Origin of the sequence: Flexithrix dorotheae DSM 6795, assembly GCF_000379765.1 — a bacterium.
Classification (GTDB): Bacteria; Bacteroidota; Bacteroidia; order Cytophagales; family Flammeovirgaceae; genus Flexithrix; species Flexithrix dorotheae.
The window spans coordinates 1-12,319 of record NZ_KB903495.1 but is presented as its reverse complement, the minus strand read 5'-3'; the positions used below and the strand labels follow the sequence as shown (position 1 = coordinate 12,319).

General features: G+C 33.8%; 12 protein-coding genes. 9 read left to right on the top strand and 3 right to left on the bottom strand.

Annotated elements, in window-relative coordinates; all coding sequences use genetic code 11:
- Positions 1-232: 232 nt before the first annotated feature.
- The 3 genes from A3EM_RS0135715 (at position 233) to A3EM_RS0135700 (ending at position 2,044) form a co-directional block, all read left to right on the top strand.
- A complete protein-coding gene (locus A3EM_RS0135715) occupies positions 233-469 on the top strand; it encodes a hypothetical protein (protein ID WP_020533050.1) in 237 nt (78 codons plus the stop codon).
- 549 nt (positions 470-1,018) lie between these two features.
- Entirely contained in the window at positions 1,019-1,468 is a 450-nt protein-coding gene (locus A3EM_RS0135705; RefSeq protein ID WP_020533048.1) for an excisionase family DNA-binding protein, read from the top strand.
- Positions 1,469-1,474: 6 nt separating this feature from the next.
- Positions 1,475-2,044: a PIN domain-containing protein gene (locus tag A3EM_RS0135700; RefSeq protein ID WP_020533047.1), complete on the top strand. Its 570-nt coding sequence runs from the start codon at positions 1,475-1,477 to the stop codon at positions 2,042-2,044.
- A gap of 15 nt (positions 2,045-2,059) precedes the next feature.
- Here the strand turns inward: A3EM_RS0135700 and A3EM_RS46650 are convergent, their stop codons facing one another.
- Positions 2,060-2,722, bottom strand: a complete 663-nt coding sequence (locus tag A3EM_RS46650; protein ID WP_157638246.1) for an antA/AntB antirepressor family protein — start codon at positions 2,720-2,722, stop codon at positions 2,060-2,062.
- A gap of 493 nt (positions 2,723-3,215) precedes the next feature.
- Between A3EM_RS46650 and A3EM_RS0135690 the strand changes: the two genes are divergently transcribed.
- Entirely contained in the window at positions 3,216-4,160 is a 945-nt protein-coding gene (locus tag A3EM_RS0135690) for a hypothetical protein (protein ID WP_020533045.1), read from the top strand.
- 28 nt (positions 4,161-4,188) lie between these two features.
- Here A3EM_RS0135690 and A3EM_RS44685 read toward each other — a convergent pair whose 3' ends face one another.
- Positions 4,189-4,557 (bottom strand): hypothetical protein, encoded by a 369-nt coding sequence (locus A3EM_RS44685; RefSeq protein WP_020533044.1) that lies wholly within the window; start codon positions 4,555-4,557, stop codon positions 4,189-4,191.
- Position 4,558: 1 nt separating this feature from the next.
- The gene (locus tag A3EM_RS0135680; RefSeq protein WP_020533043.1) at positions 4,559-5,365 is read right to left on the bottom strand and encodes a ParA family protein; all 807 of its coding nucleotides are present in this window, start codon (positions 5,363-5,365) and stop codon (positions 4,559-4,561) included.
- Positions 5,366-5,721: 356 nt separating this feature from the next.
- Between A3EM_RS0135680 and A3EM_RS0135675 the strand changes: the two genes are divergently transcribed.
- The 5 genes from A3EM_RS0135675 to A3EM_RS44675 all read left to right on the top strand — a co-directional run bounded on the left by A3EM_RS0135675 (position 5,722) and on the right by A3EM_RS44675 (position 11,968).
- The gene (locus A3EM_RS0135675; protein WP_020533042.1) at positions 5,722-6,198 is read left to right on the top strand and encodes a DMP19 family protein; all 477 of its coding nucleotides are present in this window, start codon (positions 5,722-5,724) and stop codon (positions 6,196-6,198) included.
- A 522-nt stretch (positions 6,199-6,720) separates the two neighbouring features.
- Entirely contained in the window at positions 6,721-7,278 is a 558-nt protein-coding gene (locus A3EM_RS46645) for a BfmA/BtgA family mobilization protein (RefSeq protein WP_020533040.1), read from the top strand.
- A gap of 117 nt (positions 7,279-7,395) precedes the next feature.
- A complete protein-coding gene (locus A3EM_RS0135660; protein ID WP_020533039.1) occupies positions 7,396-8,334 on the top strand; it encodes a DUF5712 family protein in 939 nt (312 codons plus the stop codon).
- A 53-nt stretch (positions 8,335-8,387) separates the two neighbouring features.
- Positions 8,388-10,010 carry a hypothetical protein gene (locus A3EM_RS0135655; protein WP_020533038.1) on the top strand — a complete coding sequence of 541 codons (1,623 nt, stop codon included), beginning with the start codon at positions 8,388-8,390 and terminating at the stop codon, positions 10,008-10,010.
- Between the two features lie 32 nt (positions 10,011-10,042).
- Positions 10,043-11,968, top strand: a complete 1,926-nt coding sequence (locus A3EM_RS44675) for a type IV secretory system conjugative DNA transfer family protein (RefSeq protein WP_020533037.1) — start codon at positions 10,043-10,045, stop codon at positions 11,966-11,968.
- Positions 11,969-12,319 lie beyond the last annotated feature (351 nt).

Here is a 12,319-nt window from a genome sequence, read left to right as displayed (position 1 = left end):
GGCTTTCATCGGTTGAAGAATCATTCTCATTTATGTTCGATTTATCAGTCTTACAGGTACTTAAGAAGAGTATAAATACCAGTATCGAGAATTTCGTTATGTATTTTTCCAATGTTCAGTTTGCTTTTAATTACCGTGTAGAATAGAGCCTGATAGCTCTAATTTTTCTATAAATATAGTAAAATAGAACTATCAGCGCCCCCATTCCATGGCGGTCTTCATTAAACCGTGCATGGAGTTTTCCCTCATACGGCTGGGCATGCCAAAAGCTGAAGCAAAACCTGTATTTACCGTAAAGGATATCCTAAGAATTACCAAAGGTATTGATCAGAAGCCAGTTTACAACCTCGAATGGATAATAAAAAATGCTACAATATTCTCCATAAACCTCCCAAATATTATCTCAGAGTCTATTTTACTCAAATATGCGGCATACTTTCAAAAATATGCCGCATTTTATACTGCATGAATAAACTATAACCATCTGAAAATAAGAACCTTAATATTAAACATCTCATGCTTTTCGTGATACCATCTGGCTTACAAATTCCTCCTCTAAATCCTGCCCAGTTGTAACGAAATTATTATTGAATTTTCATCTGATAAAAACGAATACGGTCCCACAAATAGACCATAGAATGGACCATAAAAACCGCTCTCACGGATTAATAAAGCATACTATGGACCATTTTTTTGGAAAAATAGGACCATTTTATGGCCCATAAAAACATATTAACTAATTGATTAACAAAAAGTTATAAAAACTAAGGTTCGGGGGTTGCCCGATCCCATCTTGCTTACAATTCCCCTCCCCCATTTCTCCGCTGCTTGTAACCAAATTTTCAGTTGCAAAAACCTCTTTAAATACCTTATTTGAATCAAATTTTTGCATGATGAGTATTCTTAGATTTCTTATCAGTTAAGGCGTAATCACTTCACTGAAAACTTTTAATTAATAACCTTTGTTTCGTTTATTTCGTTTAGTATTATTGTTGAAGACATTTTTATATATAAAAACATGGAGGTTACACTAAAAGATATTTCCAAAAAAGAGCAGGAGCTGGCCAAAAAGTCATTCCCTTTAATTCAATCTTCTCAATCTAAAAAAGGGAAATCCAAACAGATTGCCATTAAAATTAAAGACGATCAGCAGGAAATTACTATTCCTACCAAAGCAATGGATTTACTTTTGGTTATCCTTCAAAATATGGCTGAAGGTAATCCGGTTACCATTCTACCATCTCAGGCTGAACTGACTACCCAACAGGCTGCTGACCTGCTCAATATTTCTAGGCCTTATCTGGTAAAGCTCCTGGAAAGTGGTGGTATTCCTTTCAAAAAAACAGGTAGCCATAGAAAAATTCTACTGTCTGATATATTGGTTTATAAAAACAATTTGAATAAAAACAGACTAAAACAATTGAATTTTTTAGCCAAACAAGCACAAGAATTAAACCTAGGATACTAACTTTTCATGAATTTTCCGGCTAATTTTACTGCAATACTAGATGCTTGTGTCCTTTATCCTGCACCTATCAGGGATTTACTGCTCAATCTGGCTGCTCTTGATGTATTCCAACCAAAATGGTCTGATCAGATTCAAGAAGAATGGTCAAGAAATTTACTACGAAACAGACCTGATTTATCTGACAAACAACTAAAAAAAACAATTCAGGCTATGAATCAGGCATTCCCTGATGCTAATGTAATTGATTTTGAACCTACAATTGATACATTGACCTTACCGGATAAAGATGATCGACATGTATTGGCAGCCGCAATTGAAGCAAATGCTCATTTTATCATCACCGACAACATCAAAGATTTTCCTAATGAATATTTGACTAAGTTTGGAATTACTCCATGTACACCTGATGATTTCATTACCAATCTTTTTAATATTTTTCCATCAGCTACAAAACAGGCTTTTTTAAATCAGGTTTCATCTCTAAGAAACCCTCCCATACCTATTGAAAAAGTTTTAGATAATTTAAAATCTTGTGGTTTAATCAAAACTTCAAGGTTATTATCCTCAATAATCTGACAAGAAAAAACATCCTCAATTTTTCAATCTCTTAATATCCTCTTCAGGAGATAATTCTTCTGGAGTAATGCCTCTTTCCATTAATGTATTTCGAATCTCTGCATGATTTTTTTCGGTCTCATCTGTAATATCTTTTTTGGAGGCTAATCCTTTTTTTAGCGTATTATAATGGGACATTTCTGTGGCCAAATCTCTGCTTACCAGCAAAACCCTGTTTAATTGTTCATCCTCTATTGGAGTGCCATTAAATAAAACTCTGCGGCCGGAAAAATCAATCTGTATATAGTCCTGGTCCGATAATCCCAGGCTTAATATTGTTTCTTTAAATTTTTGTTTTGAGGTTTCCAGTTTATTAAATGCCGCAAACCTTTTACTCTCATTGAGTTGTTTTAAAGTTTCCTCAGCTTGTATGAAATATTTCCGTGCTTCCTTCCCCTTTTCATTTCGCTGCAACATGCAAATCTCTTTTGCAGTTTGAATACTCAAAAAATATTCTTTTCCAGGTCTGCCTCCTTGTATTGAGGTTTTGGACAAATTTGTCCAAAACTCCTTTCCCTCCTCAAATCCGTAATCCAGCATTCTGCCAATCCATTTATTGAATTGGGTTTTTACTTCCAGAAATTCCCATAAATCTCTGGCATCTACTAAATTTCCCTGGTATATTTTTATAAGTTCCATTGCCATCCGATAAAAATGAAAGTATAAACTTAAACTATATATGGCGATTACCCAATCTGGGTAGAAAAATATTTCAACAAAGCTTTTTTCCGGTATTCTTTTAAGAGGGATAGATTTTAACAAAAAAATCTATCCCTCTTTATAACTTATACTAATTGTATAAGTTATATAAATTATACAATGGTAACAAAGCACACTAATAATTGACTTTCAAATACTTACAATAATACCAATAGTCATTACTCCTTCTTTTTTAGTCATTACTCCTTAATTTTTAGTCATTATTCCTTAAAACCTAGTCATTACTCCTATTTATTTAGTCGTTATTCCTTCAATTTAGTCATTACTCCTTCATTTTAGTCATTACTCCTTCATTTTAGTCATTATTCCTTCGATTTAGTCGTAACTCCTTCATTTTCGTCAAAATTTCATGAAAACAAATTGGATATCAGCTTACAAAAGTTGACTTTTAATCCTTTGTTACAGTAATGTTATGAAAAAAGTAAATTACCCTTCCAGACTTCTAAGAATCGAGAGTGGACAACAGTTTACTAACGGTGAAATATCCCTATTTGAGTCGGGCGCAAACTATAAAAGAGAGCTTGCCGAAAAGGTGGATAAGGCGATTAATAAAATTTTAGAATTGAATGAAAGTCCTGATGGAGGAACTTATTCTATAGAATTTCCAAAAGGTATTAATCATAACGTAAGTAAAGAGATCAAAAGTAAAGTTGTAAAGGAATTAACTGCTTATGAAGTAAGGACATTTACAGCTATAGTTGCATTGGCTCAACTAGCGAAAGCACGTTCCGAATTATATTATTTAGAAAAAATTAACCGGGCTTATTTTGAATTTACTTTACTCCAAATTTACAGACTTATGGGTATTGGGAAAGGGAAGAGTAATACCGATAAAGAATTGGTAAAAAAGGCATTACTTTCTCTTCATCGCAAAGAGTTTATTTACAATGAAGGTGATAAATTTGTAATCAGTCCTTTAATACAAATTCATAGTATTTCAGATTCTAAAAAGGGAAAAAATTCCGGTATGTGGGATGGAGTGCTCAATATAACAATTGATTCCTGTTTTTTTGATTTTGCTCAGACCAAAGCACAAACATATTTTCAGATACCATTAGACCTTAACGAAAACCTGAGAAAGGTAAATAAAGGCAGACCAAATGCCTCCATAGAGATTTTAATCAAATATTTATACCAGTCAAAGCATTGCACCTCTTCTAATAAAGTTGAATATAACTATGATAAATTAGTGGATATCATGAAGTTAAGTCGACATATTAAAAACAATAATCATAAAAGGATCAAATCTACAATTGATAAAGGATTTGAAACAGCTATCAATATTGGCTTGATTGAAAAAGTAGAGGAGGGAATAAATGTATTCAATGAACTCAAGTATGTAATTTACTTTCAATAGGTTTCGATTGTCCTACATCCCTCCTACTCTATTTTTTTGAATTTGGTCTTTTTGATTTCTTTTCTTCAATATCCCTAATAAATTGCGGACGTGATTTAATTTCTCCTTTATACTCATTTAAATACTTTTCAAGAGCTTCATTAATTATGGTTGATTGATTAGCCTCAATATCTCCCTGAGTATATTTCCGGGTATAAACCAAATCTTTCAGTTGTTCCAGTAAATCAGGATTTACAAAAAAAGTATGTCGCTTAGGAACATCTACTTGTTTTTTCTCCTTTTTTTTTGGTTGAACCACTTTTCCTTTTCCTAATGGAATATCATCATCATCCAGATTTTTTTTTCTAGGTCTTTTAAAAGGCAAAAGGTCTTTTGAATCATCATTATCTTCACTCATATCAGATGCGGTTTAAAATTTCATTAACTAGTAAACGGTAATCTTGTAATCCCTTGAAGGGTTCTTTTTTCTTTATCATGCTTTTCTTCTTTTTAAAAATATCGTGTTCTTCCAATTCCCTTCCACTATGAGTAGCTTCCTGAATGGTAATATTCTCATGGATATAGGTCTTTAGGAAGATGTCTGGATGATTTTTATTAAAATACTCTACCAAATCCTCATGACTCCTGGTATTTGTCCTGTAACGCGTTAAAAATATACCTAAAGCTTCCAGATCGGGATTAGCTTTCTTTTTAAATCTGGAAATTTGATCAATGATGTTTTCAACACCATTTATACTGAAGCTATGAGCTTCTGAAGGGATTAAAACATAATCACTTGCCAGTAATGCATTTTGGGTAATGATTTCCAGATTAGGGGGGCAGTCCAAAATAATGTAATCACATTTTTCTTTTGCCTGCTCTAACAAATGCTTAATAATCATCCTGGGATTTTCATATTGGTATTCTTCATCCTTTTTCAGGTTATCAAGGAAATCTATGGGAGTAAGTTCCGGAGAACCTCCTACCAAAACCAGATTTTCATTGATTGGCCAGGCTTTTAATTTTCTATGTTCAAAAATACAGTCATGGATATTTCTTTCTTTAGGTTCTACTCCTAGTGAGATAGTGAGGTCACTTTGGGGATCCAGATCTACAAGAATTATAGTATGTCCCATTCTGGATAAAACACTTCCTATAGCTGCTGCAGAGGTAGTTTTAGCTACCCCACCCTTTTCATTGGCAACACTGATTACTTTAGCTGACATTAACTTAGATATATTTAATTATTAAAGTATATATAAGCAATAGTAAACAGAATAAATGTTATTTAAAAATATTATTTCATATTATTAAATAAGTATTTATATATAAATAAATGTTTACATAATAAAACATAAGATTAACTATGATTTCATAATTAATCTTATGTATAAATGATTAGTATAGTAAAAATCAAAATTTCGGAAAAAATGTAGGAGTAATATATTGTAGAATCCAACTACCGCAGCAAAATAACAATTTTGGGTATTTAAAAATGGTACCGGCTTTGCTACCTTTAAAAACCACTAACTGAGCAAAGCTCAATAAGTGGTTTTTAAAGGTTCAATAATTTTCAAAGCCTGTGAATGAAAATATTACTAATAGGGAATTGATAGATAAGATTTACGACCTTGCAGGAGAGCAATTAAGAAAAGAAATTGAAGATTGGTCAAACTGGAAAGAATGGTTAGATTGTGTAAATAATCTGGATGAAAAAAAACGGATGGTGTATATGATTGGAGTTTTACATCAGCAAGTTTTCAATGGGGGATTTGTTCAGTATTTTGATAATGGATATGGAATATTTGCTTATGAGACACTTAAATTTTTAAAAATAATTAATGCTTTAGAATCTGCTAAACTTTTTGAAAACGCTTTATCATTGGTTAATGAAAAAAATCTACCTGAAAATCAATTTCAAGCGTTCATAGCTAATTCTATAGTTGATGACAAACATGGCGATGAATTAGATAAACTTGATGACCAATATTATACATTAGAATCAGAAGATTTAGAGCATATTTTAGGAAATTATTTAAGAAGAAACCATAACAATTAAAACGAAAAAAACAGTCTAAAAAGAGGAGTGTTTTTTATGTTTTATAAAGTTAATAAAATTTATTGTTGTTTTGAATACAGCCTAAAATTGCCTTAATTCCCCAGCCCAACCATCCGCGTTTTCCCCTACATTTTGTTTTACCTTTCATTTATTCCTACAAGCTTTTAAGGGTGTAGGATTTTATTTATGCTTCTATCAAAAACAAAACAAAAGAAAGGTGTCCAAGGACTATATTTTTTACTGAGTTCACAAAATACAAAACAAAAAAGAGCGAGAGAGGAGGGAAGGGGAGAGGGTTTGTTTTGAGGAGAGTATTTTGAGAACTCAGAATAGCAAGCGGGAACACCACTTTTTGTCGCAGGCTTCAAAAAGATGGTGTTCCCGCTTGCCCTACGGGGTATTTTCCCTTAACAGGGAATGAAAAAAATGCATCACAAATGCATTTTTTTATTAAATTCCTTAATTTAAGGCTGTAAGGCCTTAAAAAAATACATTTAATGATACATTTTTAATGCATTCCCCATGAATACATCTCCAACTGACAAGCCAAAATCCAGGCAGGTTAAAAATGTTCCGCTTGATTTAGCCGTGCATGAACAGCTGGCTAAATTAGCCGAAAACAATGGTTGCAAAATTAAAGAATTTGCCACATTAATGGTGGATTATTTTACCCGCACAGGCATAGATCCGAAGGATCCTGAAAGTACGAATTTAAAGGAAGCCATCAAAAATTTACAGAAGGAAAACAACCGGGTGATTGGTTTTATTAAGCAACAGGAAAAGACCAAACTCAATCCGATTTTAGATGAAATGGCTTTGGGCATGATGGCGTTTAAAACCCAAACTGAGCAGTTGAAAAAACTGGCTGATTTGGAAGGTTGGTTTGAAAGAGTCATCAGTAATCAGAAGCGATTGAATGAAAGTTTTAAACTGGCTCGAGACGAGGAAAGAAAAAAAGCGGTAAGGTTGTTTAATGCTTACCTGGAAGAACAGGAATGGGGAGAGCGAACACTTGGTGGAAAGTATGTCAAAGACCCCACCGCCCTCAACCAAAAGTACCAACAACTCTTCAACCCCTAACACTTCGTGTCTTTTTATACCTGGACACTTCGTGTCACTTAATACTTGAGAGATATTGTTCTTTCAGTTTAGGGTTGTGGCACACTTGTTATTTTTTTTACTTTAAATTTTGAGCTTATGCCTTATGTTGATTTTTCCGGAGGAGCAATGGGGAGTAACAAAGGGAGCGTATCAGATTTGACCAATTACCTGGACAAAGAGGATAAACTGCTCATGAAGGAGGGGAAAGAAAAAGAATTTTACTTTTCCTATGATGATGATGCTTTAACCAAAAGACAGGTGGATCGAAGCATAGACAGTGGGAGAGGGGGCTTAAAAAAAACAGATGCCAAGTTTTACATGATCACTGTTAATCCTTCTACCAAAGAGTTGGAACAAATGGGTAATGATGCTGAAAAGTTCAAGACCTGGATCAGGCAGGAGTACATGCCTCAGCTGGCCAAAGATTTCAATAGGGAAGGGGTGAAGGTGGAGGATTTAAAGTTGTATGGTAAGATCGAATACAACCGCTACTACAGTGGAGATGAAGCCCGGTATTGTAATGAATTAAACGAGCTGAGGAAAGCCGGAATTGCATTGAAACCCGCCACTGAGGAATTGAAGAAAAAAGGCTTAAAAATCAGTGGGAAACAGGTGAGCATGAAAGAAGCTAAAAAGTACTGGGGGGTAGCCCGCGAATTAAAATCAGGAGATTTGAAAGAGGGGAATAACCTGCATTGTCATTTGATCCTGGGCAGAAAGACCAAAGACAACGAACACATGCTCAGCCCGAATTCCAATGCCAAATCTCAGGGTTTACAGGGAGCTGCAAAAAATGCCGGCTTCAACCGGAATGAACATAAAATAGAAGTAGAGCAAAGCTGGGATAAGAGTTTTGGCTTCCAGCGGGATATTTCAGAGAGTTTTCAGGTACAGCAGGGTTTAAAACAGGCTACTACTTTAGAAGAAAAAGCCGGAGTACTGGAAAAGTTTTCCTTACAACAACAGGTAATGATGAAGCAAATGGAGCTGGTGAAGGACAGTGGGATTCAGCTGGAGCGGGGGATGGGGATGTGAGTATAAAAATTAAATTATTGATATATTTAAGTATTCATTTTAATCAATACATTTTGCAAAAATTTTCAATAATAGTTTTAGCGGGATATAAAGATTTGTTTGGAGGTAAATATAATATCGCTCTCCAACAAATTCATAAATATCCATTACAGGTTGTACTTTTAGAATTAGTAAATATAAACTATGTCCTTAGGGGTAATACTGATTTGTATGCAGACATGTCTGTGGGTGCTCAAGAGAAGTTGTTAAAAAAATGGATGGGTGATGATCAGTATATTTTAGACTTATATACCAAACTAAACTCATTCTCAAAAACTGTAAAAAATCAACAAGTTGCGATTTTTAATAGAGCATCTTGTCTTTTTGGAATAGATTATTGTTACCGAAATCTTACTCCAACAAATAATAAGTTTATTTATACTCGTAGTTTTTGGATTGATTTAATTGAATTTTGTCTAGCATGCAATGAAGTTACTACACAATATGAAAAAATTACTTATTCATCAGCAGTAACTTTACTTGAGCATGTTAATGCTAAACAAGCTTTGCTTAATGAATTTAAGACGACATCAAATCCATTTCTATTATTCAATAGATACATTTCTTTAATTACTTTTCTACAGAAGCATTCTGATTATCAAGCACATTTAGACGACTATTTGAATTCTTTTGGTCTGAATTCAAAGTCCTTTATTGAATTATTGATTCTTTTGTTTTTCAATAAAGGTCAAAAGAATCATTTAAAGTTTTTTATTCATCTAGATAAGAAAGAAAGTCCAGATGCATATAATCTATTAGAGTGGTTAAGTAATATTACACTACTTCCTAAGAAGCATGATTTGGATTTATTGAGTATCTATAAATGGCCTGTTTTCAAATACTCTAAAGAGAAATTTGTGATTCTTGATGTTGAGTTACTTTTAGATAAAGTGTATCGCCAGTTTATTAATGATTTTTATTTTGATTTTTTAAAAAATAAAGGGATTACATACCAAGAATATAAAGGTGTGATTGGAAAATTCTTCGAGAATCATATTGCATCTGAATTTAAAGAGGTACTTATCCAAATTCCGAAAATATCTTATCGGCATACGGAGCAATTGATATTTGGGAATCCTAAGAAAGAACTTTGTGATATTTATATTAGATACAAGAAAAATATTTTTATAGGTCAGGTAAAATCTACCAATTTCACAGATGAACAAAAATTTCAAGGAACATATGAGTTTTATAAAGGTGATATGGAACGTTTTTATAAAGATGTTGGAGTCTCCCAATTAGTTAAAACTATTGAGTGGATGTTCATACATGAACATGAAGTAGATTCAAAATATTGTAATCATACAAGAATATTTCCGGCAATCATTTTAAATGATAAGTTCTTTGAAACACCTACAATGCCACTGGTATTAGCCAATGAATTCAAGAAACGTCTTGCTATAGTTGAGCATAATTTTACTATTACTGATTTAATAGTTATGGATGTAAGTAGTGTAGAACGCCTAAAAGCAAAAAGGATGAAGAAAGGAAAAATATTCTGGAAAATTCTTTGGAAGAATAAGGCATCAGGTATACTTCCTCATTTTAATAATACTTTAGATTTATTGAATATCAAATTTCATAAAGCAAAAGAAAGAAAAAAACTGAGAACCTTCTTAGAGTTGAAGAGGAATTAATTAAAGGAATTTCTTATATGTGATTTTAAACTATGATCAAAAAAAGAAAGCCAGTAAAAGTAAGAATAGAAAACCCTTTTGTACTAATTTTCAGGTACACCTTAACAACAGGGATGATGCTTTTTATACTGGTGGTGGCTTTGATTATTTTCTTACTTGTTCTTTCTCATTTTAAGCCTGAAATTGATGCTCCATTAAATGAATTATTCAATCAATACCTGGGAACTACTGCAGAAATAAAAGCAAAATTCAATGCCAGAAATATTTATCAGTCTGCTGAAGAGATCAAATTTTTCTTCATCCTGCCTTTTATTTTTTCCTTTGTTTACCTGGTTTATCGCTACTATAAAATTGAAAACAAAAGAAGGTTTGAAAAAAAGAAATTCACGGTCTGGAAATTATTGGCCTACCTGTTTTTATTCTACTGCATGTACCACATTCCCTTTGCCAATATCCTGACCATTATTTACACGGTCATCCTTTTATTTTCAGTATTGATCAAGACCATCAAAAACTATTATCAGAAAACTGAAACAGATCCCACAGAAGCCTATGCCATCAACTTTAATTCTGATGAAGGACTGATTAGTTTATACAATCCGTTTAGAGGAATCTATTTATCAGGAGGACCGGGATCAGGTAAAACAGCCAGTATCATCAAACCCATGATCAACCAGTTTGCCGAAAAACAGTTCAGTGGTTTGGTCTATGATTTTAAATTTCCTTCTCTGGCTTTGGAAGTAGCCAGAGCATACCAGGAAAGTGAAGTCAAACCCTATTACATCAGTTTTTCAGACCTGTCTTATTCCTGCCGGATTAATCCATTAAACCCAGAAGACATGAAAACCTCAGGCCATGCTTTGGAATATGCCAGTGTGGTCATTTCCAATTTAATCCCGGAAGCCATCCATCATAAAGATTTCTGGAACAGATCCGCAGAAACAACATTGGGAGCAGTATTCTGGTATTTAAGAGAAGAACATCCTCAGTATTGCACTTTTCCCCATGTGGTTTCATTGATTTTAAGCAAACAATTTCCAGAAGCGATTAAAAAAATGTGTGCAGCCAATGCAGAAGTAGAAGGGATGTTAGTACCTGTATTAACCGCATTAGAAAACAATGCACAAGGACAATTAGCCGGAGTGCTGGCTACTTTGCAAAATGTGATTGCCAAGTTAAATTCTCCGGCCATATTCTGGGTACTATCCGGAGATGATGTAGGGCTATATTTAAATGATCCGGAAAAACCAAGAGTGTTGGTTTTGGGTAATGATGGTGCTTTACAGGATGTTTACAGTCCCCTTTTGGCACTGATTGCCACAGCCACTTTAAAAAAGATGAACAAAGCAGGAAATCATCACAGTTTTGTGTTACTAGATGAAGCTCCAACGATCTACATCCCCAAGTATGAAACTTATCCGAGTACCGGAAGAGAAAACAAGCTGGTGAATGTATTTTGTGTACAGGATTATTCCCAATTAGAAGATGCCTATGGTTCCACCAAAGCAGAAGTGATTAAAGGCGCGTTAGGCACTCATATCTATGGCAGGGTGACCAATTTCAAAACTGCCCAGCAGATCATTAATATCTTTGGTAAATATGATGAAGTATTTATAACCAGATCAAGCGGCAGGACAGACACGCCCTTTTATTCCAGATCCCCTAATACCAGCAATATGGGTGTTAGTGAAACCATACAGGAAAGAGACAGGGTAAAAGTCCAGGAATTAACCAGCCTAAAAGCAGGGGAATTCCTGGGGATTATAGCCGATGGTAACAGAGATAATTTCAGTTGCCAGTTCGAAGAATTTAAAGCCCAAAAAGCAAACATTGATTTACCAGCATCAGTAGTAGATGATGATGAGATTAAAGCCAATTATCTGAAGGTGAAAAGGGAGGTGGAGGAGAGTGTTTTGGGTGGGGGGAGGAGTGTGGATATTGAGGAGGATTTGATTTAGGTTTTATAAAAAAATAATTTTTAATTAAATTTAATTATTTCATTTTTATCAATTAAAATTTTACGTTATGAACCCTTGGTGTATTACTAAGGGTAAGAGTAATATCCTAGTATCTTATCGTTTTGGTCAGAGTGTATCAACCATTTTTCACTCTTTCAGATTAAGGGAGCTTCTTACAGGTGTTCAACAAATGCTTAACTTTATCATATTTTCCTCTTACTTTATTGTCGTATATGGTTTACTATCTTCAAACTTTTATCTTCGCTTCACACCCTCCAGTTACCCGGAACGCATGGAAGATATGAGGGTGGTTCACACAAGAACCAAATCATTTTATTGACCTTTCCTTTC